The 23,326-nt window shown below is 67.5% G+C and carries 27 protein-coding genes; 24 read left to right on the top strand and 3 right to left on the bottom strand.

Features of this window, described 5'->3' with window-relative positions; all coding sequences use genetic code 11:
• The first annotated feature begins 64 nt into the window (after positions 1-64).
• The 4 genes from ABE463_RS13915 (at position 65) to ABE463_RS13900 (ending at position 2,327) form a co-directional block, all read left to right on the top strand.
• Positions 65-463, top strand: a complete 399-nt coding sequence (locus tag ABE463_RS13915; protein WP_019185677.1) for an HU family DNA-binding protein — start codon at positions 65-67, stop codon at positions 461-463.
• A 259-nt stretch (positions 464-722) separates the two neighbouring features.
• Complete coding sequence (locus ABE463_RS13910; RefSeq protein ID WP_259261292.1) at positions 723-1,034, top strand: DUF3861 domain-containing protein; 312 nt, start codon at positions 723-725, stop codon at positions 1,032-1,034.
• Between the two features lie 52 nt (positions 1,035-1,086).
• Positions 1,087-1,626 carry a hypothetical protein gene (locus ABE463_RS13905; protein ID WP_346468558.1) on the top strand — a complete coding sequence of 180 codons (540 nt, stop codon included), beginning with the start codon at positions 1,087-1,089 and terminating at the stop codon, positions 1,624-1,626.
• Positions 1,627-1,730: 104 nt separating this feature from the next.
• Complete coding sequence (locus ABE463_RS13900; protein ID WP_259261290.1) at positions 1,731-2,327, top strand: DUF1439 domain-containing protein; 597 nt, start codon at positions 1,731-1,733, stop codon at positions 2,325-2,327.
• 46 nt (positions 2,328-2,373) lie between these two features.
• Here the strand turns inward: ABE463_RS13900 and ABE463_RS13895 are convergent, their stop codons facing one another.
• Together ABE463_RS13895 and ABE463_RS13890 are read right to left on the bottom strand one after the other, a co-directional pair.
• Complete coding sequence (locus ABE463_RS13895; protein WP_346468557.1) at positions 2,374-2,916, bottom strand: type 1 glutamine amidotransferase domain-containing protein; 543 nt, start codon at positions 2,914-2,916, stop codon at positions 2,374-2,376.
• A gap of 121 nt (positions 2,917-3,037) precedes the next feature.
• On the bottom strand, positions 3,038-3,505 hold the full coding sequence (locus ABE463_RS13890; RefSeq protein ID WP_123728596.1) for an SET domain-containing protein-lysine N-methyltransferase: 468 nt from the start codon (positions 3,503-3,505) through the stop codon (positions 3,038-3,040).
• A 172-nt stretch (positions 3,506-3,677) separates the two neighbouring features.
• On the opposite strand from ABE463_RS13890, the gene ABE463_RS13885 reads away from it, so the two are divergent.
• The 20 genes from ABE463_RS13885 to ABE463_RS13790 all read left to right on the top strand — a co-directional run bounded on the left by ABE463_RS13885 (position 3,678) and on the right by ABE463_RS13790 (position 22,686).
• Entirely contained in the window at positions 3,678-4,130 is a 453-nt protein-coding gene (locus ABE463_RS13885; protein ID WP_259261288.1) for an SUF system Fe-S cluster assembly regulator, read from the top strand.
• Positions 4,131-4,143: 13 nt separating this feature from the next.
• A complete protein-coding gene (sufB, locus tag ABE463_RS13880; protein WP_346468556.1) occupies positions 4,144-5,619 on the top strand; it encodes a Fe-S cluster assembly protein SufB in 1,476 nt (491 codons plus the stop codon).
• Entirely contained in the window at positions 5,616-6,026 is a 411-nt protein-coding gene (locus ABE463_RS13875; protein ID WP_259261286.1) for a DUF1311 domain-containing protein, read from the top strand. The genes sufB and ABE463_RS13875 overlap by 4 nt, the downstream gene beginning before the upstream one ends.
• 45 nt (positions 6,027-6,071) lie before the next feature.
• Complete coding sequence (sufC, locus tag ABE463_RS13870) at positions 6,072-6,836, top strand: Fe-S cluster assembly ATPase SufC (RefSeq protein ID WP_259261285.1); 765 nt, start codon at positions 6,072-6,074, stop codon at positions 6,834-6,836.
• The gene (gene sufD / locus ABE463_RS13865; RefSeq protein ID WP_346468555.1) at positions 6,836-8,098 is read left to right on the top strand and encodes a Fe-S cluster assembly protein SufD; all 1,263 of its coding nucleotides are present in this window, start codon (positions 6,836-6,838) and stop codon (positions 8,096-8,098) included. The genes sufC and sufD overlap by 1 nt, the downstream gene beginning before the upstream one ends.
• On the top strand, positions 8,095-9,351 hold the full coding sequence (locus tag ABE463_RS13860; protein WP_346468554.1) for a cysteine desulfurase: 1,257 nt from the start codon (positions 8,095-8,097) through the stop codon (positions 9,349-9,351). The genes sufD and ABE463_RS13860 overlap by 4 nt, the downstream gene beginning before the upstream one ends.
• 108 nt (positions 9,352-9,459) lie before the next feature.
• Complete coding sequence (locus ABE463_RS13855) at positions 9,460-9,996, top strand: GNAT family N-acetyltransferase (protein ID WP_259261282.1); 537 nt, start codon at positions 9,460-9,462, stop codon at positions 9,994-9,996.
• Entirely contained in the window at positions 9,993-10,325 is a 333-nt protein-coding gene (locus tag ABE463_RS13850; RefSeq protein ID WP_346468553.1) for a non-heme iron oxygenase ferredoxin subunit, read from the top strand. The genes ABE463_RS13855 and ABE463_RS13850 overlap by 4 nt, the downstream gene beginning before the upstream one ends.
• Positions 10,326-10,414: 89 nt before the next feature.
• Positions 10,415-10,798, top strand: coding sequence for a hypothetical protein (locus tag ABE463_RS13845; protein WP_346468552.1), 384 nt, complete (start codon positions 10,415-10,417; stop codon positions 10,796-10,798).
• A 144-nt stretch (positions 10,799-10,942) separates the two neighbouring features.
• On the top strand, positions 10,943-13,228 hold the full coding sequence (locus ABE463_RS13840) for a TonB-dependent siderophore receptor (RefSeq protein WP_293984397.1): 2,286 nt from the start codon (positions 10,943-10,945) through the stop codon (positions 13,226-13,228).
• A 48-nt stretch (positions 13,229-13,276) separates the two neighbouring features.
• Positions 13,277-13,966 (top strand): Fe2+-dependent dioxygenase, encoded by a 690-nt coding sequence (locus tag ABE463_RS13835; protein WP_019185662.1) that lies wholly within the window; start codon positions 13,277-13,279, stop codon positions 13,964-13,966.
• Positions 13,959-14,672 (top strand): tetratricopeptide repeat protein, encoded by a 714-nt coding sequence (locus ABE463_RS13830; RefSeq protein WP_346468551.1) that lies wholly within the window; start codon positions 13,959-13,961, stop codon positions 14,670-14,672. Before ABE463_RS13835 ends, ABE463_RS13830 begins: the two co-directional genes overlap by 8 nt.
• A 130-nt stretch (positions 14,673-14,802) precedes the next feature.
• A complete protein-coding gene (locus ABE463_RS13825; protein ID WP_346468550.1) occupies positions 14,803-14,955 on the top strand; it encodes a hypothetical protein in 153 nt (50 codons plus the stop codon).
• On the top strand, positions 14,955-15,242 hold the full coding sequence (locus tag ABE463_RS13820; protein WP_346468549.1) for a hypothetical protein: 288 nt from the start codon (positions 14,955-14,957) through the stop codon (positions 15,240-15,242). The genes ABE463_RS13825 and ABE463_RS13820 overlap by 1 nt, the downstream gene beginning before the upstream one ends.
• Positions 15,243-15,382: 140 nt before the next feature.
• Positions 15,383-17,806, top strand: coding sequence for a TonB-dependent receptor (locus ABE463_RS13815; RefSeq protein ID WP_346468548.1), 2,424 nt, complete (start codon positions 15,383-15,385; stop codon positions 17,804-17,806).
• A gap of 150 nt (positions 17,807-17,956) precedes the next feature.
• The gene (locus tag ABE463_RS13810; protein ID WP_346468572.1) at positions 17,957-18,595 is read left to right on the top strand and encodes a PepSY-associated TM helix domain-containing protein; all 639 of its coding nucleotides are present in this window, start codon (positions 17,957-17,959) and stop codon (positions 18,593-18,595) included.
• 23 nt (positions 18,596-18,618) lie between these two features.
• Positions 18,619-19,137 (top strand): DUF2271 domain-containing protein, encoded by a 519-nt coding sequence (locus ABE463_RS13805; protein ID WP_346468547.1) that lies wholly within the window; start codon positions 18,619-18,621, stop codon positions 19,135-19,137.
• A 25-nt stretch (positions 19,138-19,162) separates the two neighbouring features.
• Entirely contained in the window at positions 19,163-19,969 is an 807-nt protein-coding gene (locus tag ABE463_RS13800; RefSeq protein WP_259261277.1) for a DUF4198 domain-containing protein, read from the top strand.
• 126 nt (positions 19,970-20,095) lie between these two features.
• Positions 20,096-21,076, top strand: coding sequence for an FAD:protein FMN transferase (locus ABE463_RS13795; protein WP_346468546.1), 981 nt, complete (start codon positions 20,096-20,098; stop codon positions 21,074-21,076).
• A complete protein-coding gene (locus ABE463_RS13790) occupies positions 21,073-22,686 on the top strand; it encodes a flavodoxin domain-containing protein (RefSeq protein WP_346468545.1) in 1,614 nt (537 codons plus the stop codon). Before ABE463_RS13795 ends, ABE463_RS13790 begins: the two co-directional genes overlap by 4 nt.
• Before the next feature lie 17 nt (positions 22,687-22,703).
• On the opposite strand, the gene ABE463_RS13785 is transcribed toward ABE463_RS13790, so the two are convergent.
• The gene (locus tag ABE463_RS13785; RefSeq protein WP_346468544.1) at positions 22,704-23,315 is read right to left on the bottom strand and encodes a HutD family protein; all 612 of its coding nucleotides are present in this window, start codon (positions 23,313-23,315) and stop codon (positions 22,704-22,706) included.
• Positions 23,316-23,326: the final 11 nt, after the last annotated feature.

The raw sequence follows: 23,326 nt of genomic DNA, 5'->3' as shown, positions 1-23,326 counted from the left end.
ACATTTCGCTTGCCGACGGGGTTCGGCGCGACCAAACAACCAACCGTTCACGGAACAGGAAACCATGGCAAAGACCGCTAAGAAGGCTGCCCCGAAGAAGGCAGTAAAGAAAGTCGCTACGAAGGCAGCCGCGAAGCCGGCCGCTCCCAAGCCGATCAAGGAAGTGCTGAGCAAGTCTGGTCTGGTTGCACACATCGTTGAAGCGTCCGGCGTTGTCGCCAAGGACGTGCGCGCCGTGCTCGCCTCGCTGGAAGGCGCCGTCGCCGCTTCGGTGCACAAGAAGGGCGCAGGCAGCTTCACCCTGCCGGGCCTGCTGAAGATCTCCACCGTCAGCGTGCCGGCCAAGCCGAAGCGCAAGGGCATCAACCCGTTCACCAAGGAAGAGCAGTGGTTCGCCGCCAAGCCGGCGTCCACCAAGCTGAAGGTGCGTCCGCTCAAGAAGCTCAAGGACGCCGCGCTCTAATCTGCGCGCTTCCTGCAGCACCCGGACGGGACGGCCTATGCCGTCCCGTTTTTTTTGGGCTCGGCGCACGCAGCGAAACACAGCGTTGCCAAAGATGCCTGCGGCGCGTACTTCGCGCGCAGATGCTTGCCCTGCCGCGATCTGGGCCATAGCAGAACCGACCGGAACGCATCGGGTGGAACACTGCGTGCGACGGCACCTGTCGTCCGCGCGCGGGACGCGGCCTATGGTGGCCCTGTCCCCCACCGCGAAGGCAGCCATGGCCAGCTCTTCTTCCCAGCGTTACCGCATCACCGTCACCCCGATCGAAAAGGACGGCCTGCAGTGCAGTGGGCGCTGCACCATCGAACTGGAACATCGCGCGCAGCAGGACTGGATGCGCCTGCTGGAAATCGCCCGGCGCAACACCGGGCTGAGCGGCGATGAGCGTGCCGCTGCGATCGTCGCGACGCAGCTGCTGCGCGATCTCGCCCAGCGCCACGCCGATGCGCCCAGCCATCCGCTCACCGTGCTGCAACCGCAGCTGGATGAGGTACTGGCCGCGCTGGAGTCGATCCAGGGCGCGCCCTGAGCCCCGCGTCCGGCGCGGCGTTACACTCGGCGCTCTCCGGGGAGAGTCCTGCATGCGCCGCGCCGTCCTGTTACTGCCGTTGCTGATCCTGCACGGGTGCTCCTGCCAGCAGCACCCGCCCGCATCCGATCCGTCCGCGCCGCCCGAAAGCACCGTGGCGGACGCAGCACCGGCGTCTGGCGATGACACTGCGCTCACGCCGGCCCCCTCCACACCCGCACCTGCTTCGCTCAGCGCGGTGGCGACCGACGCACCCGATGAGCCGATGGTGGTCCACCGCTATGTCACTGCAGTGGCGCAGGGCGACCTGGCCACCGCCGATGCACTGTGGACCGGCGGCAGCCGGGGCGGCCGACCAGATGACGCCGCGCTGCGGGCATTGCCGGACTTCCGCGGGCTGCGCATCAAGACCGGCGCGCCGATCGCCCGGGACACCGCCCAGCCCTCCAGGCTGCGCGAAGTCCCGGTCCAGATCCGGGTCAGTACGGACACCGGCACACTGCGCTTCGAAGGCTGGTATCGGCTGCAGCCACGCGTGGATGGCAGTGGCTGGGAAATCCACGGTGCGTCGATCCAGCCGGTGATGAACTGATCCCGCCGACCGCCCCCCACGCTCAGTGCTGACGATGACACGTCAAAGCTGGATTCAGCCGCGCGCGCTATTGTTGGCGTCTCATTCCCCCACGGCCTGCCGTCATGAACGTTCGCCCGCTGTTGTCCCGCCTCGCCGCCTGCACCGTATTGCTTGCCGCCGCCGTCGGCGCGCAGGCCGCACCGAGTGTGTCCGGCCACCAGTTGTCGGTCGGTGCGACCGACGTGCAGCAGTATCTCGATGGCAGCTTCCCGCGCACGCAGGATGCACTGGGTGGTCTCATCGCAATGACCATGAGCCACCCCAAGCTCACCCTGCCACAGGGCAATCGCCTGGATCTCGGTTTCGATGTCGCCATGGCGACTGCGGGCGGCACCCCGGCGCCGCTGGGCAAGGTCAAGCTGAGCAGCGGCCTGCGCTATGACGCGCAGACCCAGGGCTTCCATCTGCAGGAGCCGACGGTGGATGATTTCACGCCGGCCAACAACGGCGGCAAGCTCGACTCGCGTACCCGTGGCCTGCTCAATGCCTGGCTGGTCGACTACGCGCGGCGCGAGCCGATCTACAAGATCGACCCGACGGTCGCCGCGGTGCTGGGCACGCTGCAGGTCCAATCGGCGCAGGTCGAAAACGGCAAGCTGGTGGTCACCTTCAATCAGGACCTTGGCGCGCTGGTCCCGGCAGGGCTGCTGGGCCGGTAAGCACCCACCGTTGGTGGGTGCGTTGATCGGATCGCTGCCCGCGGGATTACCCCGCCAACGCCTTGGCGACTGCATCGGCGAAGGCGGGAATGTCGCCCGGCTTGCGGCTGGTGATCAGGCCACCATCGACCACCACCTCGGCGTCGGTCCACTCGGCGCCTGCATTGCCCAGATCGGTTTTCAGCGACGGCCACGAGGTGACCTTGCGGCCTTTAGCCAGGCCGGACTCGACCAGCAGCCACGGGCCGTGGCAGATCGCCGCGACCGGCTTGCCTGCCGCGCCAAATGCCTTGATCAACGCAATCGCATCGGTGTCGATGCGCAGTTTGTCGGGATTGATCACGCCACCGGGCAGCACCAGCGCGTCGTAATCGTCGGCCTTCGCGCCCTTGAGCGGGGCATCGACCTTGACGTTTTCGCCCCAGTCCTTGTCTTTCCAGCCACGGATCTGGCTGGCATCCCCCGGCGCGATCACCTTGACCGAGGCGCCCCAGGATTCCAGCAGACGCTTGGGTTCCTGCAGCTCGGACTGTTCAAAACCATCGGTGGCCAGAATCGCGATGTGCTTGCCGTTGAGTGCGTGTGCCATGGATAGGCTCCAGTAAGTAGGAGCGATCAGTGTGGCCACGGGCGCATTGGGCGACGGTGACCACGATGTGCACAGCGTGTCGGCGCAGCCACCGACCGGGGGTCGGTGGCGAGCGGAGGGATCAGCGCTTGGGCTGCAGCATCGTGCCGGTGCACTTCTTCGAACCGCAGCGGCATTCCCAGATCTTCTTCAGGCGCGCGGTGTGACGCTCGGCCAGGGTGATGCCGTAGTTGTAGGTCAGCTCGTCGCCCGGCTTGATGTCCTTGATCGATTCGATGAACACCTTGTCCTCGCGGCGGTTGTCACCCTCGGCTTCCTCGATCACCGCTTCGCAGTTCGGATCGCAGCTGTGGTTGAGCCAGCGCGCGTCGTTGCCCTTGTAGTTCGCATCGATGACGTAATCGTCATTGAGGGTGAACAGGAAGGTATGACCGCTCTCCACATCCCCGGTGTCGTCGGCGTCCACGTCGGCGTGGCTGCGCAGCAGACCCTTGTACTGGATGACCCGCTCGCCCTTCTTGATCGGCGCCAGCGCGAACACGCCATTGCCATGGATGGTGGACTTGCGGGCCTGGATCTTCTTGGGCATCTGGCTGACCGTTGCGGTGGGAAGCCCCGATTCTCGCTTAATCTTTGTGATTGCCAAAGCGATGCGGTTCAATACGCGCCCAAGGCCGCCCTGCGGGCGCCTGAACGGGCGGGTTGGATGCCGCCGGAGAAAAGCGTACAATTTCAGTCCGCTTTATGGTTCTGCACCCCACATGCTCCGCGTCACCAAGCTCACCGATTACGCCACCGTCGTGTTGACCGTGCTCGCTGCCCGCCCGGGCGAGGTGCTCAGTGCAACTGAACTGGCCGAGTTCGCCCGTCTGGAACCGCCCACCGTCAGCAAGCTGCTCAAGCCGCTGGCCCAGGCCGGTCTGGTCGAAGGCCTGCGCGGCGTCCGCGGCGGCTACCGGCTGACCCGCGCGCCAGACCAGATCACGCTGTTCGAGATCGTGGAAGCCATGGAAGGGCCGCTGGGCCTGACCGAGTGCGCCCATGACCACAGCCAGTGCGGCCGCGAGCTGCAGTGTGGCGCGCGCAGCAGCTGGCGGATGATCAACGACGTGGTGTCCGAAGCGCTGCGCGCGGTCACCCTGGCGCAGATCCTGCCCCCTCTTCCCCTTGTTGACGCCCACCGCCGCGCGATCGCGGCGGATGTCGTCTCCTGATCAGGCAGCCCCCATGGCCACCGATACCCTCGATACCGTCGCCACCGGCGATACCCCCAACCGCGAGATCCATGAGCAGCTCGGCCGCAAGTATTCGGCGGGCTTCATCACGGACATCGAATCGGACTCGTTGCCGCCCGGCCTGGACGAGGACACCATCCGTGCCCTGTCGGCCAAGAAGGACGAGCCGGAATGGATGACGCAGTGGCGCCTGGACGCCTACCGCCACTTCCTGACCATGCCGATGCCGGACTGGGCCAAGCTGCAGATCGCGCAGATCGACCTGCAGGCGCTGAGCTATTACTCCGCGCCCAAGGGCCCGAAGTACGCCTCGCTGGACGACGTGCCCAAGGAACTGCTGGACACCTACGACAAGCTCGGCGTGCCGCTGCATGAGCGCGCCAAGCTCGCCGGCGTCGCCGTGGATGCGGTGTTCGATTCGGTTTCGGTCGGCACCACCTTCCGCAAGGAACTGGCCGAGAAGGGCGTGATCTTCTGCTCCATGTCCGAAGCGATCAAGGAACACCCGGAACTGGTCAAGCAGTACCTGGGCACGGTGGTGCCGGTCGGCGACAACTACTTCGCCGCGCTCAACTCGGCGGTGTTCTCCGACGGCAGCTTCGTATTCATCCCCAAGGGCGTGCGTTGCCCGATGGAGCTGAGCACCTACTTCCGCATCAACGCCGGCCACACCGGCCAGTTCGAGCGCACGCTGATCATCTGCGAAGACAAGGCGTACGTGTCCTACCTGGAAGGCTGCACCGCGCCGATGCGCGATGAGAACCAGCTGCACGCCGCGGTGGTCGAGCTGGTCGCGCTGGAAGATGCCGAGATCAAGTACTCCACGGTGCAGAACTGGTACCCGGGCGATGAGAACGGCGTGGGCGGCATCTACAACTTCGTCACCAAGCGTGCCGAATGCCGTGGTGCGCGCAGCAAGGTCACCTGGACCCAGGTCGAGACCGGCTCGGCGATCACCTGGAAGTACCCGTCCTGCGTGCTGCTTGGCGATGATTCGGTCGGCGAGTTCCACTCGGTCGCGCTGACCCACCATCGTCAGCAGGCCGACACCGGCACCAAGATGATCCACATCGGCAAGCGCACCAAGAGCAAGATCGTCAGCAAGGGCATCAGCGCCGGCCATGGTCAGAACACCTATCGTGGCCTGGTGAAGATCGATCGCGGCGCCGAGGGCGCGCGCAACTACACCCAGTGCGATTCGCTGCTGATCGGCAAGAAGTCCGGTGCGCATACCTTCCCCTACATCGAGGTGAAGAACCCCAGCGCGACGGTCGAGCACGAAGCGACCACCTCCAAGATCTCCGACGACCAGCTGTTCTATTGCCGCGCCCGCGGCATCGACCAGGAAAACGCGGTCTCGATGATCGTCGACGGCTTCTGCAAGCAGGTCTTCCGCGAGCTGCCGATGGAGTTCGCGGTGGAAGCCAAGAAGCTGCTGGACGTCAGCCTGGAAGGCTCGGTCGGATGATCCGCATCCTGATCAGCCTGGGTCTGCTGCTGGGCGCGGTGGCGCCGGTGGCCGCGCAGGACGTGAAATGCGATCCGGGTGGCAACCAGCTCGAGCTCAATGCCTGCGCTGACGGCGAGTTCAAGCAGGCCGATGCCGAACTGAACGCGGTGTACCGTCAGATCGTGGCCAAGCTGGCCGGCGAGCCGGTCGCACTGGCAAAGATGAAAGCAGCGCAGCGCCTGTGGGTCCAGCTGCGCGACGCCGATCTGGACGCGCGCTACCCGGTGGGCGATGACGAGAACCCTCGCCTGCTGTACGGCTCGATGTACCCGATGCTGTATTCCGGCGCCAAGGCGGCCTTGACCACCGCGCGGGTCACTTACCTGCGCAACGAATTCCTCGAGCGCAGCGAATACGACCTCTGAGTCGCGCTGCCTCCAGTTCCCCTATCTGACAAGACGATTATCGACATGTTGAAGATCGACAACCTCCACGCACGCATCGGCGACAAAGACATCCTCAAGGGCCTCTCGCTCGACGTGAAGCCCGGCCAGGTGCACGCCATCATGGGCCCCAACGGCGCCGGCAAGTCCACCTTGGGCAACGTCCTGGCCGGCCGCGACGGCTATGACGTGAGCGAAGGCAGCGTGCAGTTCGAAGGCCGTGATCTGCTCGAGCTGGCGCCGGAAGAACGCGCCGCCGCCGGCCTGTTCCTGGCCTTCCAGTACCCGGTGGAAATCCCGGGCGTGAACAACACCTACTTCCTGCGCGCCGCGCTCAACGCCCAGCGCAAGGCGCGCGGCGAGGAAGAACTGGACTCGATGCAGTTCCTCAAGCTGGTCCGCCAGAAGCTGGCCGTGCTGCACCTGAAGGACGAGCTGCTGCACCGCGGCGTCAACGAAGGCTTCTCCGGTGGCGAGAAGAAGCGCAACGAGATCTTCCAGCTGGCCGTGCTCGAGCCGAAGCTGGCGATCCTGGATGAAACCGACTCCGGCCTGGACATCGACGCGCTCAAGAGCGTGGCCGACGGCGTCAACGCGCTGCGTTCGCCGGACCGTTCCTTCATCGTGATCACCCATTACCAGCGCCTGCTCGATTACATCAAGCCGGACGTGGTGCACGTGCTGGCCGATGGCAAGATCGTGCAGAGCGGCGGCCCGGAACTGGCCCTGGAACTGGAAGCCCATGGCTACCACTTCCTGAAGGACCGTGTGGTGCCGGAGGCAGCGGTCTGATGAGCGCCCTGCTCGATTCCCTCGCCAGCGGCTTCTGCGGCAGCGATGCACGTCGCGCCGAGCTGGATGCCGCCCTGCAGGCCGGCCTGCCCGGCCCGCGTACCGAAGCCTGGAAATACACCTCGCTGCGCCAGCTTGAGCGTCGCAGCTTCCAGCCCGCCCCGCTCGCCCCGGCCGTGGTCGATGCCGCCCTGCTGACCGACATTCCGTCGCCGCGGCTGGTGTTCGTCAATGGTCGCCCGTCCGGCGCGCTGAGCGATGTCGCTGCGGTGCCGGCCGGTGTGCAGCTGGCCACCCTGTCCTCGGCACTGGCCGCGGGCGATGAAGCCGCTCGTTTCCTCGGCCGTCGCTTCGAGCGCAGCGAGGAGGTGTTCGCCCGCCTCAACGCCGCGCTCGCCGATGAAGGCGTGCTGCTGCGCGTGGACGCAGGCGTGCAGGTCGAGGCGCCGCTGCAGCTGGTCTTCATCAGCGTGGCCGGCGATACCGACCTGTCCTGGCACCACCGCCACCTGATCGAACTGCGCAGCGGTGCCGCGCTGGGCGTGGTCGAGCATCACCTGCATGTCGGCGATGCCGCGCACCTGGACAACACCCTGGTGCACGTCCACCTGGCGCAGGATGCCGTGCTCTCGCACGCGCGCGTGCAGGCCGACGCCACCCGCGCCACCTCGCTGCTGCGCACCGACGCCGTGCTGGCCCGCAACGCGCAGTACCGCCGTGTCGATCTGGAACTGGGCGCCGCGCTGAGCCGCCATGAGCTCAACGTCCGCCTGGAAGGCGACAACGCCCAGCTGACCGCCAACGGCGTGCTGCTTGGCAACGGGCGCCGCCATGTCGACACCCGCCTGGGCATCGAGCACATCGCGCGCGATACCGCCTCGGAAATGGTCTGGCGTGGCGTGGCGGCCAATCGCAGCCGCGTGGTCTTCCACGGTGGCATCCACATCCGCGAAGGCGCCGATGGCACCGACGCCAACCTGTCCAACAAGAACCTGCTGCTCTCCGCCGATGCCGAGATCGACACCCAGCCCACGCTGGTGATCGATGCTGACGAAGTGAAGGCTGCCCACGGCGCCACGGTCGGCCAGCTCGATGCCAATGCGCTGTTCTACCTGCGCTCGCGTGGCCTGCCGGCCGATCGCGCGCAGCAGCTGCTGAGCGCGGCGTTCTGCCATGAACCGCTGAACGCGCTCGACGCACGCCTGACCGAGCAGCTCACCGCCCAGCTCGACCGTGCGCTGGCCCTGGCGGGCGTGGCATGAACCTGTCCACGCCGCGCCCGGTCGCCGATACCGGCGCCGCACCCGATTGGGACCGCGTGCGCCTGGACTTCCCGCTGTTGATGCGCGAAGTACACGGCAAGCCGCTGGTGTATTTCGACAACGCCAACACCGGCCAGAAGCCGGTGCAGGTGATCGGCGCGCTGGACGAGTTCTACCGCCGTTACAACGCCAACGTCAGCCGTGCAGTGCATGCGCTCGGCACCGAGGCGACCGATGCCTACGAAGGCGCACGCAACAAGCTGGCGCGCTTCCTCAACGTGCGCGCCAGCGAGCTGGTGCTGTGCAGCGGCACCACCTTCGCGATCAACCTGGTCGCCTATTCGTGGGCACTGCCGCGGCTGAAGGCCGGCGATGTCATCCTGGTCTCGCGCATGGAACACCACGCCAACATCGTGCCGTGGCAGCTGGTCGCCCAGCGCACCGGCGCGACGATCCGCGTGGCCGAGATCACCCCGGAGGGCGCCCTGGACCTGGACGCACTGCGCAAGGCCATGACCCCCGAGGTCAAGCTGCTCGCGGTTGCCCACGTCTCCAACGTGCTGGGCACGGTCAACCCGGTCCGCGAGATCTGCCGCGAGGCCCGCAAGCGCGGCGTCATCACCGTGGTGGACGGCTCGCAGGCCGCCCCGCACCGCAGGATCGACATCCCGGCGATCGGCTGCGACTTCTACGCCATCACCGGCCACAAGATGTGCGGCCCGACCGGCACCGGTGCCCTGTGGGCCAGGCGCGAGCATCTCGATGCCATGCCACCGTTCCTCGGCGGTGGCGAGATGATCAAGGAAGTCAGCTTCGAGGGCACCGTGTTCAACGATGCCCCGCACAAGTTCGAAGCCGGCACCCCGAACATCGCCGGCTTCATCGGCCTGGGCGTGGCGGTGGACTACCTGGAGTCGCTGGGCCTGGAGCATGTGGAAGCCCGCGAAGGCGAACTGCTGGCGCACTTCACCGAAGAGCTGAACAGGATCGACGGCCTGCGCATCTTCGGCACCACGCCGGACAAGGCCGCGGTGGTCTCCTTCCTGGTGGACGGCGCGCATTCGCACGATCTGGCCACCCTGCTCGACCTGGAAGGCGTCGCCGTCCGCTCGGGCCAGCATTGCGCGCACCCGCTGCTGCAGTACTACGGCGTCGCCGCGACCTGCCGCGCCTCGCTGGCGTTCTACAACACGCATGACGAAATCGAGCGCTTCATCGTGGCGCTGAACAAGGTGCGCAAGCTGCTGGGCTGAGCCCGCCCCTGGTCTGCGCCCCACCGGAACGCCGTGGCCTGCCACGGCGTTTTTTGTTGTCCGTGCCGGCCGTTTCCGTCCCGGCCCCGGCCAGCCTAAAATGGCCGCATGAGCACCCTCACCTACCGCGCCGCCACGCTGGCCGACATCCCCGCCCTCGTCACCCTGGTCACCTCGGCCTACCGGGGCGACGCCAGCCGCGCCGGCTGGACCACCGAGGCCGACATCCTCGATGGCGCCCGCATCGACCCGCAGGGCCTGCAGGCCGACATCGAGCGCCCGCGCAGCACCATCCTGCTCGCCGAGCGCGACGGCCAGCTGCTGGCCTGCGCGCACGTGGCCGATGACCAGGGCAAGGGCTATTTCGGCATGTTCTCGGTGGATCCGACCCAGCAGGGCGGCGGCATCGGCAAGCAGGTGATGCTCGCCGCCGAGGCCCACGCCGCGCGCGAATGGGGCGTGCCGGTCATGCAGATGACGGTGATCGACATCCGCGAGGAGCTGATCGCCTTCTACGAGCGCCGCGGCTACCAGCGCACCGGCATCAAAAAGCCCTTCCCGTATGGCGATGAACGCTTCGGCCTCCCCAAGCGCGACGATCTGCGCTTTGAGATTCTGGAAAAGTCGCTGGCGGTGCCGGCGTGAGCGAGACCTGGACCTTCGTCTGCGCCAGCGCCGAGCTGCTGCCCGGCGAGATGAAGAGCACTTTCGATGAGGTGACCGGCACGCCGATCGTGGTGTTCAACCTGGACGGCGAACTGTATGCGCTGGAAGACCAGTGCACCCACGATGAGTTCGAACTGTCTTCGGGCACCTTCGACACCGGCGAGGGCAGTATCGAGTGCGTCCTGCACGGGGCCCGCTTCGACATCCGCGATGGTGCCGCGCTGTGCGCCCCGGCCTACTCGCCGGTAGCGAAATTTCCGGTCAAACGGGAACACGACGCCGTCTGGGCCCGCGACGACCGCGACTGAGCCGGGCTGAATGCCGGCGTTTTGAAAACGCGAATTGTTCCTATTACCATAGGCATTGCGGTCACTTGGCCGCCTCTGCCCGGTAAGCCGTGTCCGCCAACCGCTCCGCCCTTGGTATCGCCGCCCTGTGGGCCACGTTCTGCGTGGTGCTGCTGGCCTGCGGCTGGCTGGGCGCGGGTACCGGTAACGCCGGGTCATTGCCGGCAGCGGGCACAGCCCCGGCCTTGTTGAGTACCGGCAGCGACGAGGCCTGCGCGCCAACCGCGCCCGCACCGGAGCGTCCGGCCGCCGAGCCCGGCCTGACCGCCGAAACCGGCCCAGACCCCGAGCCGAGCCCTCCGGCGCTGCCGGCTCGCGCGCATCGCGCGCCCTGGGTCGCGGTCGTCCCGCTGTGGCGCTCCGACGCGCTGCGCTGGCAGCGACTGGAACCTTCGCTGCGGCTCAACCCCGGCCACGCCCCTCCCCTCGCCTGATTCCAGCGGCGACGCTGCGCGTCGCTGCCCGCCCACGCCCGCGCCATCGCGCCGCCGTCGGCATCTGCCCGTTTCCCCACCTGCCTCCGCTCCGCCGTGACCGCCACACGCTGTCCGGCGTTCGTCCGTCCTCCAGGAATCACCATGACCGTCCGCCCGACTCCGTTGTCGTCCGCCCTGCTGCTGGCCATCGCCGCCCCCGCCATCGCCCATGCCGAGACCGACGCTGCCGCTGATCCGCAGCGCGCCACCGAACTGGATGGCGTGGATGTCCACGGCGAGCGCGTGCGTGCGCAGTCCTCGAAATTCACCGCACCGCTGCTGGATACGCCCAAGTCGGTCAGCGTGATCTCCCAGCAGGTGATCGAGCAGACCGCCGCCACCACCCTGCTCGATGCGCTGCGCACCGTGCCGGGCATCACCTTCGGCGCCGGCGAAGGCGGCAACCCGACCGGCGACCGCCCCTTCATCCGCGGCTTCGATTCGGCCTCGGACATTTATGTGGATGGCATCCGCGACGCCGGCAGCCAGACCCGTGAAGTGTTCGCCATCGAGCAGATCGACGTGGTCAAAGGCCCCAGCTCGGCCTACTCCGGCCGCGGTTCGGCCGGCGGCACCATCAGCCTGGTCAGCAAGACGCCCAAGCTGGAGAACTTCGTGTCCGGCAGCCTGGCCGCCGGCACCGACAGCTACCGCCGCGGCACGCTGGATGCCAACGAGGTGATCGGCGACGGCATCGCCGCGCGCATCAACCTCATGAAGCACGATGCCGACGTGGCCGGCCGCGATGAGGTCAACAGCAGCCGCTGGGGCATCGCACCGTCACTGGCGTTCGGCCTCAACGGCCCGACCCAGGTGGTGATCAGCCACTACCACATGGAAACCGACGACCTGCCCGATGCCGGCGGCTTCCCGTACAACAACCCGTTCACCAGCGGCCCCAACCTGGCGCTCAATGGCGACGGCAGCCCGATCGTGACCAACCGCGACGCGTTCTACGGCCTGGTCGACCGCGACTTCCAGAAGACCAAGGCGGACATCACCACCCTGAACCTGTCGCACGATTTCGGCGGCATCGTACTGCGCAACATCACCCGCTACGGCGATACCCGCAACGATTACCTGTGGACCCAGCCGGACGACAGCAAGGGCAACCCGAACCTGTTCGGCACCGTCTGGCGCCGCACCAACGCGCGCGCCACGCAGACCGACAGCTTCGTCAACCAGACCAGCGTGACCGGTGAGCTGGAGACCGGCCCGCTGCGCCACAGCTTCAACGCCGGCGTGGAGTACAGCAGCGAAAAGACCGTACGCGGCACCTACGCGATCGCCGACGTGCGCCGTCCCAATGGCCAGACCACCGCAGGCACCAACAACCCGCTGACCGGCAACCAGAGCTGCCCGACCACCGGCGCAGCCACGGGCTACAACTGCACCGACCTGACCAACCCCAACCCGAACGATCCGTGGTCGGCCACGCATACCGTCACCCGCAGCGACCCGGCCCGCGATGTGCGCCAGACCACCCGCACCAAGTCGGCCTATGTGTTCGACACGATCAGCTTCAGCGAGCAGTGGATGCTGAACCTGGGTGCGCGCTTCGACGACTACAACACGCATCAGTTCAACCCGACGGCGGCGGCCAACCTGCAGCACCTGCGCAATGACACCTCGTTCTGGAACGGCCAGGCCGGCCTGGTGTTCAAGCCCGTCGCCAACGGCAGCATCTACCTGTCCTGGGGCACCTCCTCCACCCCGGTCGGCGTGGACGGCGGCGACGGCGCCGACGGCATCAGCGCGACCATCCAGGATCTCAAGCCGCAGCGCAGCCGCAACATCGAGCTGGGCACCAAGTGGGATCTGTTCGATGCCCGCCTGTCGCTGACCGGCGCGATCTTCCAGACCGAGATGAGCAACGCGCGCGTGACCAGCGATGCAGGCACCACGCAGAACGCCGGTACCAAGAAGGTCAAGGGCGCCGAGCTGGGCTTCAGCGGCACGATCGTGGAGGGCTGGCAGGTCTTCGGTGGTTACACCTACCTGGATGCCGTGGTCGAGGACAACGGTTTTGCGCTGGTCAACGGGGTCTACGTGCCATCGCCGTTCAACGGCAACGCGTTCCCCAACACCGCCAAGCACAGCGCCAGCCTGTGGACCACCTGGGCGCCGTCGTTCGTGCCGGGCCTGAGCCTGGGTGCTGGTGCGAACTATGTGGACAAGGTCTACGGCAACGTCAACAACACCAAGTGGGTGCCGTCCTACACCCGTTGGGACGCGATGGTCGGTTACGCCTTCAGCCAGCGCTACAGCCTGCAGTTGAACGTACAGAACCTAACCAACAAAACCTACTTCACCAAGGCGTACGCTTCGCACTACGCCGCCATCGCGCCGGGTCGTTCGGCCACGCTGGCCTTCAACTTCAAGTTCTAAGCGATACGCCCCTCCCGCGCGCTCGTGCGGGAGGGGCTGGAGCCCGCCATGCTGCTGCACATTCCCGACGTCCTCACCGCCGAGCAGGTCACCCAGGCCCGCCAGCAGCTGGCCACGGCCGGCTGGACCGACGGTCGCCTGACCGCGGGCTACCAGTCCGCGCAGGCCAAACACAACCTGCAGTTGCCCGAGTCCGATCCGGCCGCCCGTGCGGTCGGCTCGGCCATCCTCGATGCGCTCGGCCGCAACAGCACCTTCTTCTCGGCTGCATTGCCGCGTCGCATTTTCCCGCCGCTGTTCAACTGCTATCAGCCGGGGCAGACCTTCGGGTTCCATGTCGACAACGCAGTGCGCTACGACTACACCGCCCCGGGCCAACCGCAGCCGGTACGCACCGATCTGTCGGCCACGTTGTTCCTGAGCGATCCGGACGAGTACGAGGGGGGCGAGCTGGTGATCGAAGACACCTACGGCAACCAGCGGGTCAAACTGCCGGCCGGCCACATGGTGTTGTACCCGGGCACCAGCCTGCACCAGGTCACCCCGGTCACCGCCGGCACGCGGCTGGCCTCGTTCTTCTGGATCCAGAGCATGCTGCGCGATGACGGCCAGCGGCGCCTGATGTGGGATCTGGATGTCTCGATCCGCCGCCTCACCCATGACCACCCCGAACACCCCGCGCTGGTGAACCTCACCGGCGTGTATCACAACCTGCTGCGGCAGTGGGCCGATGTCTGAGGCAGCCCAGCCCGCGCTCGACGTGGCGGCATTGGCTGACCAGCTGCAGCACGATCCGGCCGCCGCGCTCGCCACCCTGGAAGCCACCGCGCAATGCGGCGACCCGCAGGCGCAGTACCTGCTCGGCCAGGCCCGCATGGAAGGCCGCGGCATCGCGCCCGATGCCGCCGCGGCCGTGCTCTGGTTCGAGCGCGCCGCCAACGGTGGCCTGGCCATCGCCATGAACATGCTCGGGCGCTGTCACGAACTCGGCACCGGAACGCCGGTCAACCTGGCGCTGGCCGCGGTCTGGTATCGCAAGGCGGCCGATGCCGGCTTGGACTGGGGCCTGTACAACCTGGCCAACCTGCTGGGCACCGGCCGCGGGCTGCCGCGCGATGAACGCGCCGCGTTCGCCCTGTACCTGCGCGCCGCGCGCCTCGGCCATGCCAAATCGATGAATCTGGTCGGTCGCTGCCTGGAAGACGGGATCGGCGTAGCCGCCGATCCTGCCGCGGCACCGGCGTGGTATCGACGCTCGGCCGAGGCCGGCGACTTCCGCGGCCAGGCCAGCCATGCTTCGTTGCTGCTCGCCGCCGGAGACATCGACGGTGCAGCAGAGTGGCTGCGTCGCGCACTGGCGCACGGCAGTCCGTCGTTTCTGGCCCATCTGCGGCCTGCATTGGCCGCCTCGGCCCACCCGGCGATCCGGGCGCTGGTCGCGTGATGGCAAGGGCTGCCGCCCATGAGTGCCCCGAATCATTAATCATTCTCATTTGCGTCCGCTAACGCATCTCACCTACAATCCCGCCGCGTTGCTGGTCGGCAGATCGACCGGCCGTTCACAGGGGTCTGCCTTGCGCCATCCACACCGCCACCGCAGCTTTGCTCCCGCCATGCGCGGGCGGCAGCAGGCGTTGTCGACCGTGCTGGCATGGCTGGGCGTGTTCTCGCTGCTGCTGGCCGGCCTGCCGGTGTGCTGGAGCGGGCGGCTCCCGGCAGCACCGTGATGGTCCTGCAGATGCCGATGGACGAGCGCCCGGGCAGCGGTGGTGAGACCACTCCCCAGGAGGAAGCCCCGGCCAAGCCGCGCCGGGTCGCCAGCGCGCGCCCTGCCCCGCCCCCCCGGCAACCGCCTTCGCTGCCGCCGGTCGTGGAATCGCTGGATGCGTTGATGGCCACCCTGGTGGCGCAGCCACCGCGGATCGTGCCCGCCATCGATTCGGCACCGGCCACGCCGCTGCCTGCTGCACCCGGCCTGCGCGTCCAGCGCGGCCAAGCCCCACCGCAGGGCTGAGTCCGGCCGCCGGCGGCGCCATCGCGCCTGCCTGCGGTCCTGCGCGTTCTGCCCGCTTCGGGCCTTCCTGATTCCTGCGCGTGCTGCCGCCCTGCGGCCAGCCATGTCGCGTCCGCGTTCTCCTTTCCGAGGTTACCCCCATGGCCCAGCGCCATCGTCGTCGCACGTCCCTGTCCCGCTGCACCCTGTCCATCGCCCTGCTCGGCGCGCTGAGCGCCCCGGCCTTCGCCCACGGCGAGGTCGCCGGCCCGACCACGCTGGACAAGGTGGTCGTCACCGCCGCCGGCTTCGAACAGAAGATCGCCGATGCGCCGGCCAGCATCAGCGTGATCAGCCGCGAAGAGCTGAGCAAGCGCCCTTACACCAGCCTGGTGGATGCGCTGCGCGACGTGGAAGGCATCGACGTGGGCATGGAGCCGACCGACAAGAACGGCCGTGCCACCATCTCCATGCGCGGCATGCCGTCGGACTACACCCTGGTGCTGATCGACGGCCGCCGCCAGAGCAACGCCGGCAACCTGTACCCGAACAACTTCGGCGGTGGCCAGTTCTCGTACATGCCGCCGCTGGATGCGATCGAACGCATCGAAGTGGTCCGCGGCCCGATGTCCACCCTGTACGGCTCGGATGCGATGGGCGGGGTCATCAACATCATCACCCGCCGCAACCAGACCGAGTGGCACGGCGCGGTCACCCAGGGCTTCACGGTGCAGCAGGACGACCAGTTCGGTGATGCACGCAGCACCGATGTCTACCTGAGCGGCCCGCTGATCAAGGACCGCCTGGGCCTGTCGGTGCGCGGCAGCTATTACGACGCCAAAGCCTCCAACCCGGAGTGGGACGACCTGCCGCTGCCGGACGGCACGCTGTGGTCGCGCACCATCGGTTTCGGTGCCGGCGGCAAGGCCGTGGCCAACACCAACTGGAACACCGGCCTGCGCCTGAACTTCAACGTCAACGAGGACCACGAGCTGTGGCTGGACTACGACGTGTCGCGCCAGAAGTACGACAACAGCGAAGGCCAGACCGGCACCCTGGACAGCCTGGCCAGCCTGTGGCGCGTGGGCAATGCCACGATCCCCAACCCGAACGGCACCGGCACCCTCACCCGCCGCGTGGTGCAGCCGCGCGTGGGCTACACCGCCTACCAGCGTTACGAGCGCGACCAGCTGGCGCTGACCCATCAGGGCCGCTATGAATTCGGCACCTGGCAGACCACGCTGACCCACATCACCAGCAACAACCTCGGCCGCTCGCTGCCGCTGACGCTGGACGAGCGTGCCGACCTGCAGACGCTGTGGAACGATGTCTGCCGCCGCACCGGTGCCGCCGCCAACTGCGCGGCCAGCGCACGCAACGGGCTGGCTGCGCTCAACCCGGCCGAGATGGCCCGCCTGCAGGCCTTCCTGCCGCGCCCGCTGCGTACGATGGAACTGAAGGGCAACGTGCTGGACACCATGCTCGACCTGACCTTCGGCGCGCACAAGCTGACCGTCGGTGGCCAGTACAACGACACCGACATGATCGACGGCGTGTTCGGCATGGACGGCGCCGGCTACAAGAACAACGTGAAGCAGCAGCACCGCATGTGGGCGCTGTTCGCCGAGGACAACTGGTCGCTGACCGACACCCTGACCGCCACGGTCGGCGTGCGCTATGACGACCACAACATCTTCGGCAGCCACGTCAGCCCGCGCGCCTACCTGGTGTGGAACGCCAACGATGCCTGGACCGTCAAGGGCGGCGTCAGCACCGGCTACAAGACCCCGCGTCCGGACCAGCTGTTCCCCGGCATCGTCGGCTTCGGTGGCCAGGGCGTGATCCCGCTGGTCGGCTCGCCCAACCTCAAGCCGGAAACCAGCACCAACTACGAAATCGCCGCGTACTACGAAGGCGATCGCTGGGGCTTCAACGTCACCGGCTTCCTCAACAAGTTCGATGACAAGATCGCCAGCGGCGGCACCTTCGCCAACTGCGAAGTGGCCCCGGACGATGGCAGCTACTGCGTGGACATCGGCCCGGGCTGGGCCGAGCTGGGCTACAGCACCTTTGGCCAGAGCGTGAACATCGACAAGGCCGAAACCCGTGGCGTCGAAGCGGCCGCCCAGGTCGATCTGCTGGACAACCTGCAGCTGCGCGGCAACTACACCTGGACCAAGAGCGAGCAGACCAGCGGCACCGGCAAGGGCCTGCCGATCACCGGCAACCCGGCCAGGCACATGGCCAATGCCAGCCTGAACTGGCAGATCAGCGAGGCGCTGAGCCTGTCGCTGATCGGCGAAGGCCGCTACGACCGCTACCGCGACACGCTGGTCAGCAATGTCGGTGGCGTCAGCAGCTCGCAGACCCGCTACTACGAGGACTACACGATCTTCCACCTCGGCGGCAGCTGGGACATCAACAAATGGCTGACCGTCAACGCACGGGTCAACAACCTGTTCGACAAGAACTTCGTCTCGCAGTCCTGCGTGCTGATCAGCGACAGCGACTACAGCTGCGTGGATGACTATTCCACCAAGGACCAGCGCCGCAGCTACTGGATCTCGTTGAACGCCAAGTTCTGAGGCGCACCGGCGCGGCGTCCCAGGTGACGTCGCGCCCGGCCTTGACCTCGGGCAGCGGGCCGGCAACGGAACGCTGCCTTCTTTGTCTACAAATTGCGAATCATTCTCATCAATGGTGTAATTCGCCCCTCAGCACTCCCTCCTGTGACCGTGGCCACCAGCGCTCCCTCTTCCAGCGTGCAACAACAACGCCGCGGCTTCTGGCTGCGCACGCTGCACCAGTGGCACTGGATCAGCTCGGCGGTGTGCCTGATCGGCATGCTGCTGTTCGCCGCGACCGGCATCACCTTGAACCATGCCTCCCGGATCGAAGCCACGCCGGAGGTAGTCAGCCGTCAACTGGAACTGCCTGCCGAGCTGCTCGGCAAGCTCGGCGACCGCGCCGATGGCAAGGCACCGATCCCACGCGTGGCCAGCCGCTGGCTGGAGACGCAGCTCGGCATCTCGATCGGGCGCCGCCCGGCCGAATGGTCCGATGGCGAAATCTATCTCTCCATGCCCAGCCCGGGCGCGGACGCGTGGCTCAGCATCGACCGGGACTCCGGCGCGGTGGAATACGAATCCACGGCGCGCGGCTGGGTCTCCTATTTCAACGATCTGCACAAAGGGCGCAATGCCGGGCCGGCCTGGGGCTGGTTCCTGGATATCTTCGCCGTGGCCTGCCTGGTGTTCTGCATCACCGGCCTGTTCCTGCTGCACCTGCATGCCCGCCAGCGCCGCATGACCTGGCCGCTGGTCGGCCTGGGGCTGCTGATCCCGCTGCTGATCGCCCTGATCCTCATTCACTGACCGTCCCCTTCCGGAGCCGCACCATGCGCGTCACCCTGACCATCGCCCTGAGCGGCCTGCTGGCCACCTCGCCGGCCTATGCCACCACCCTGGACATCAACGTCGAGGTGCCCAAGCTCAACGTGGCCGAGTACCACCGCCCGTATGTGGCCGTGTGGCTGGAAGGGGCCGACCAGAAGGTCGCCGCCAACCTCGCCGTCTGGTACCAGCAGACCGGCAACAGTGAGGGCCACGGCACCAAGTGGCTGCCCGACCTGCGCCAGTGGTGGCGCAAGAGCGGCCGCACCCTGGAGGTGCCGGTGGACGGCGTGACCGGCCCGACCCGTCCGGTCGGCAAGCACGCGCTCTCCTTCAGCGACAAGCAGCCGGCGCTCAAGGCACTCGCCCCGGGCAACTACACCCTCGTGGTGGAAGCGGTGCGCGAAGTCGGCGGCCGCGAACTGCTCAAGATCCCCTTCACCTGGCCGGTCACGTCCGCACAGTCGGGCAAGGCCCAGGGCGCGACCGAACTCGGCCTGGTCACCCTGACCGCCAAGCCCTGATTCCCTATCCACCTGGAGTTTTTCGATGAAGCGCACGCTCGTCCTCGCCGCCGCCATGGCCGCCGCACTTCCGTTCTCCGCCCTGGCCCACAAGGCCTGGCTGCAGCCCTCGCAGACCGTGATCGCGGGCACCAACCCGTGGATCACCGTCGACGCGGCGGTCTCCAACGACCTGTTCTACTTCAACCACGTGCCGCTGCGCCTGGACAGCCTGGTCATCACCGCGCCGGACGGCAGCACCGTGCAGCCGCAGAACGCGGCGACCGGCAAGTTCCGCAGCGTGTTCGATGTCGAGTTGACCCAGCAGGGCACCTACCGCTTGGCCACGGTCAACAACGGCCTGTCAGCCAGCTGGGAAGAAGACGGCAAGCCCAAGCGCTGGCGCGGCACCCCGGCCACCTTCGCCACCGAAGTGCCGAAGAACGCCAGGAACCTGCAGGTCTCGCAGTCGGTCGGCCGCGTGGAAACCTTCGTCACCAACGGCACCCCGAACGACACCGCGCTCAAGCCGACCAACCAGGGCATCGAGATGATCGCGCTGGCCCACCCGAACGATCTGGTCGCCGGCGAAGCCGCGCGCTTCCGCGTACTGGTCGACGGCAAGCCGACCGCCGGCCTGGCGCTCGAGATCACCCGCGGCGGCACCCGGTACCGCAACGCCCAGGAAGAGATCAAGGTCAGCACCGATGCCAAGGGCGAGTTCGCCGTCACCTGGCCCGAAGCGGGCATGTACTGGCTGGAGACCGGCACCGAAGACAGCAAGACGTCGATCAAGGAAGCCAAGAAGCGTCGCCTGAGCTATGTGGCCACGCTGGAAGTGCTGCCGGAGTAACGCCCTTCGGCGTGCAGTGCAGTGCAGTGCACCGTCCGCCTCACCCTGCCCCCGTCCACACGACAGGGGCTTTTCACCCGACGCAGTCCGGCTATCGGGCTTACTGGTCCCGACGTGCCCAATCCCATGAACAACCCGGATGTCGACATCGCCAGCCTCGGTGGCCACACCATGGGCACCACCTGGCAGGTAAAGCTGGTCGCGGCGCGGAGCCGCGACCTGCACTCGCTGCATGCCGGCATCCAGGCACAGCTCGACGCCGTGGTCGCGCAGATGAGCACGTGGGAAGCCGACAGCGATATCTCACGCTTCAACCTTGCGACCGCGGGTGAGTGGCAGGCGCTGCCGCCATTGTTCGACACCGTGATGCAGTGCGCACTGGACATCGCACAGCGCAGCGGCGGTGCCTTCGATCCCACCGTGGGCCCGTTGGTGGCGCTGTGGGGATTCGGTGCGCAGGCTCAGGCCCGGCGCATTCCCGATCCGGCCACCCTCGCCGCGACCCGTGCGCGGTGTGGCTGGGAACGGCTGCAGTGGCAGCCCGGTCGCCTGCTGCAACCCGGTGGGCTGGCGCTGGATCTGTCGGCGATTGCCAAGGGATTTGGTGTCGATCAGGTCAGCACGTGGCTGCGCCAAAACGGCGTGCACGCCGCGCTGGTGGAGGTCGGCGGCGAGCTGCACGGCTTTGGCCGCAAGCCCGATGACCAGCCGTGGCGCGTGCTGGTGGAATCCGCGCCGGAAGACGATGCACAGGCAGCCCATCCGCCGCGCGTGCTGGCGCTGACGGAGCGCGCCGTGGCCACTTCCGGCGATCGTTGGCACCACTTCGAACACGACGGCGAACAGTTCAGCCACACGCTGGATCCGCGCATCGGTGCACCGGTCACGCGCGCTGCGGCGGCGGTCACCGTGGTCGCCGGGAGCGCCATGCAGGCCGATGCCTGGGCCACTGCATTGACGGTGATGGGCCGGGACGACGGCATCGCATTTGCACGTACCCATGCACTGGCCGCACGCTTTGTCAGCCGGGGTGCGCACGGTATCGAGGAACACATGAGCCCCACATTCGAACAGCTGCTCGCCGAAGACCGCGCAGGCGCGGCATGAGCCTGCGTCCTTCCCGTGCCTGGCTGGGCAACCTGGCGGTCATGCTGTTGCTGGCGGTCATCGCCTGGGCGCTGCTGCGCCTGCATCTGGGCGAGGCGTGGTGGCAGAGCGCACCGCTGGGCTGGCAGTGGCGCTGGGCTACCGGCAGCCTGGTGGGCTATGCGGCGTTCTGCACGCTGATCTGGTGGCGCGGGCGCGCGCGCGAAGACCACGTCGTCGCTGACGGACCCGCCCCGATCCTGCTGGTCTGGGCGAGCCAGACCGGTTTCGCGCAGCAGCTGTGCGAACGCAGTGCGCAGGCGTTGCGCGCTGCCGGCCTGCCGGTCCGCCTCCGCGCACTGCATGCGGTGACCGCCGAGCTTCTGCAGCGCAGCGGGCAGGTGCTGTTCGTGGTCAGCACCACCGGCGAAGGCGATGCGCCGGATCATGCCCTGCCCTTCCTGCGCAAGGTGATGCCACAGGCGCTGGAACTGCCACAACTGCAGTACGGCGTGCTGGCGCTGGGGGATCGCAGCTACGGGCATTTCTGCGCGTTTGGCCACCAGCTCGATGCGTGGCTGCGCCAGCACGGCGCGCATCCGCTGTTCGATACCGTCGAAGTGGACAATGCCGATCCCGGCGCACTGCGCCACTGGCAGCAACTGCTCGGCCAGCTGGGCGGTGAAGCGACCGAACTGCCGGACTGGGCCCCGGCCGAGTATCTGCCGTGGCAACTGCAGGCGCGGCATCTGGAAAATCCAGGCAGCCCGAGCGCACCGACGTACCGCATCACGCTGGTGCCTTCCGACGGGGTGCTGCCCGCGTGGCAGGCCGGCGACGTGGTCGAGATCGGCCCGCAGCATTCGCCGGCCGAGGTCGAGGCCTGGCTGCGCGATACGCCCTGGGAGGGCGATGCGACCATCGCTGGACAGCCGCTGCGTGCACATCTGGCGCGGGCGCATCTGCCCAGTAACGGGGAAGTCCCGGCGCTTGCCGACGCGGATGCACTGGTCGCCGGGTTACGTCCGCTGCCGCACCGCGAGTACTCCATCGCCAGCCTGCCTGCCGAAGGCCAAGTGCAGCTGCTGCTGCGCAGGCAACTGCGTCCTGATGGCACGCCGGGCCTGGGCAGCGGCTGGTTGTGCGATCACGCCGCGCTGGACGGCCGCATCGATCTGCGCTTCCGCAGCAACCCGAACTTCCATGGGGTCCCGGCGGCAACCCCGCTGATCCTGATCGGCAACGGCACCGGCATCGCCGGCCTGCGCGCCCACCTGCGCGAGCGCATCAGCGCCGGCGCGCGCCGCAACTGGCTGCTGTTCGGTGAACGCACGGCCGCGCACGATTTCTTCTTCGGCGACGACCTGCGCGCCTGGCAGCGTGACGGCTGGATCGCCCATCTGGATACCGTGTTCAGTCGCGACGGTGGCGAACATCACTACGTGCAGGACCGGCTGCAGGCGCGGATCCGGGAACTGCAGACGTGGGTAAACGATGGCGCCACGATCCTGGTCTGCGGCAGCCTGCAGGGCATGGCCCCGGGGGTGGATGCGGTGATCGAGCAGGCGCTGGGCCGCGACGGGAAAGAAGCGCTGATCGTGGCCGGTCGCTATCGGCGCGACGTGTACTGAGGGTTGCCTGCAGCGCCTCAGGTACTGCTGCCACCCGCACTCACACGGATCGCCAGCAACTCGCCGCCACCGTGCAATGCAAACCGGCGGCGCTCACCCGCGGCCAACCAGGCGGTATCACCGGCGGCCAACGGTGCCAGCAACGGCTCGCCTTCAAACTCGGCCTGGCCGGCAAGCAGATGAATCGCCCACGCCGCCTCGGGGTCGGTGAAGAAGAACATGCTGCCCACCAGCGGCCGGTGCAGCAGCTCGGCCTGCACGGCATCGCGCCGCCACATCAGATTGAAATCGTGGGTCACCCCATCGATCAACTCGCCGGTCACCTGCGCTTCGCCCGCAAACCGCAGGCGGTCGTGCGGCGGCATCAGCGTATGCACCGCGCCATCAGCGAAGCGCAGGCGCAGGCCTTCGCCGCGCAGCAGCACCAGCTCGCGGTCGATCCCCGGAAACGCCGAGAAGGCGGCGTCCTGCTCGATCTCGGCGATCGACAGGCGCACCTGCCAGTCCTCGTTGTCGGGCACGCGCAGGATCTCGCGGGTCCAGCCCAGGCCGTTGCGCCAGCGTTCGCGGCGGTATTCGAAAGAGGGAATGACGCGGCTGGCCGCGCTCAGGACGGTATCGGTCGACATGGCGCTAGTGT

The organism is Stenotrophomonas sp. TWI819 (assembly GCF_039673075.1).
GTDB lineage: Bacteria > Pseudomonadota > Gammaproteobacteria > Xanthomonadales > Xanthomonadaceae > Stenotrophomonas > Stenotrophomonas rhizophila_B.
The sequence above is the reverse complement of the archived record's forward strand: the minus strand, read 5'-3'. Positions and strand labels throughout refer to the sequence as shown.

Excerpts from the sequence above, each read along its gene's own strand:
- ABE463_RS13795 (WP_346468546.1), top strand. The coding sequence starts at position 20,096 with ATGAACAACCCGGATGTCGACATCGCCAGCCTCGGTGGCCACACCATG.
- ABE463_RS13800 (WP_259261277.1), top strand. The coding sequence starts at position 19,163 with ATGAAGCGCACGCTCGTCCTCGCCGCCGCCATGGCCGCCGCACTTCCG.
- ABE463_RS13855 (WP_259261282.1), top strand. The coding sequence starts at position 9,460 with ATGAGCACCCTCACCTACCGCGCCGCCACGCTGGCCGACATCCCCGCC.
- ABE463_RS13805 (WP_346468547.1), top strand. The coding sequence starts at position 18,619 with ATGCGCGTCACCCTGACCATCGCCCTGAGCGGCCTGCTGGCCACCTCG.
- ABE463_RS13860 (WP_346468554.1), top strand. The coding sequence starts at position 8,095 with ATGAACCTGTCCACGCCGCGCCCGGTCGCCGATACCGGCGCCGCACCC.
- ABE463_RS13890 (WP_123728596.1), bottom strand. The coding sequence starts at position 3,505 with ATGCCCAAGAAGATCCAGGCCCGCAAGTCCACCATCCATGGCAATGGC.
- ABE463_RS13785 (WP_346468544.1), bottom strand. The coding sequence starts at position 23,315 with ATGTCGACCGATACCGTCCTGAGCGCGGCCAGCCGCGTCATTCCCTCT.
- ABE463_RS13830 (WP_346468551.1), top strand. The coding sequence starts at position 13,959 with ATGTCTGAGGCAGCCCAGCCCGCGCTCGACGTGGCGGCATTGGCTGAC.
- ABE463_RS13875 (WP_259261286.1), top strand. The coding sequence starts at position 5,616 with ATGATCCGCATCCTGATCAGCCTGGGTCTGCTGCTGGGCGCGGTGGCG.
- ABE463_RS13915 (WP_019185677.1), top strand. The coding sequence starts at position 65 with ATGGCAAAGACCGCTAAGAAGGCTGCCCCGAAGAAGGCAGTAAAGAAA.
- sufD (WP_346468555.1), top strand. The coding sequence starts at position 6,836 with ATGAGCGCCCTGCTCGATTCCCTCGCCAGCGGCTTCTGCGGCAGCGAT.
- ABE463_RS13820 (WP_346468549.1), top strand. The coding sequence starts at position 14,955 with ATGGTCCTGCAGATGCCGATGGACGAGCGCCCGGGCAGCGGTGGTGAG.
- ABE463_RS13900 (WP_259261290.1), top strand. The coding sequence starts at position 1,731 with ATGAACGTTCGCCCGCTGTTGTCCCGCCTCGCCGCCTGCACCGTATTG.
- ABE463_RS13815 (WP_346468548.1), top strand. The coding sequence starts at position 15,383 with ATGGCCCAGCGCCATCGTCGTCGCACGTCCCTGTCCCGCTGCACCCTG.
- ABE463_RS13905 (WP_346468558.1), top strand. The coding sequence starts at position 1,087 with ATGCGCCGCGCCGTCCTGTTACTGCCGTTGCTGATCCTGCACGGGTGC.
- ABE463_RS13885 (WP_259261288.1), top strand. The coding sequence starts at position 3,678 with ATGCTCCGCGTCACCAAGCTCACCGATTACGCCACCGTCGTGTTGACC.
- ABE463_RS13790 (WP_346468545.1), top strand. The coding sequence starts at position 21,073 with ATGAGCCTGCGTCCTTCCCGTGCCTGGCTGGGCAACCTGGCGGTCATG.
- ABE463_RS13840 (WP_293984397.1), top strand. The coding sequence starts at position 10,943 with ATGACCGTCCGCCCGACTCCGTTGTCGTCCGCCCTGCTGCTGGCCATC.
- ABE463_RS13895 (WP_346468557.1), bottom strand. The coding sequence starts at position 2,916 with ATGGCACACGCACTCAACGGCAAGCACATCGCGATTCTGGCCACCGAT.
- sufB (WP_346468556.1), top strand. The coding sequence starts at position 4,144 with ATGGCCACCGATACCCTCGATACCGTCGCCACCGGCGATACCCCCAAC.
- ABE463_RS13910 (WP_259261292.1), top strand. The coding sequence starts at position 723 with ATGGCCAGCTCTTCTTCCCAGCGTTACCGCATCACCGTCACCCCGATC.
- sufC (WP_259261285.1), top strand. The coding sequence starts at position 6,072 with ATGTTGAAGATCGACAACCTCCACGCACGCATCGGCGACAAAGACATC.
- ABE463_RS13835 (WP_019185662.1), top strand. The coding sequence starts at position 13,277 with ATGCTGCTGCACATTCCCGACGTCCTCACCGCCGAGCAGGTCACCCAG.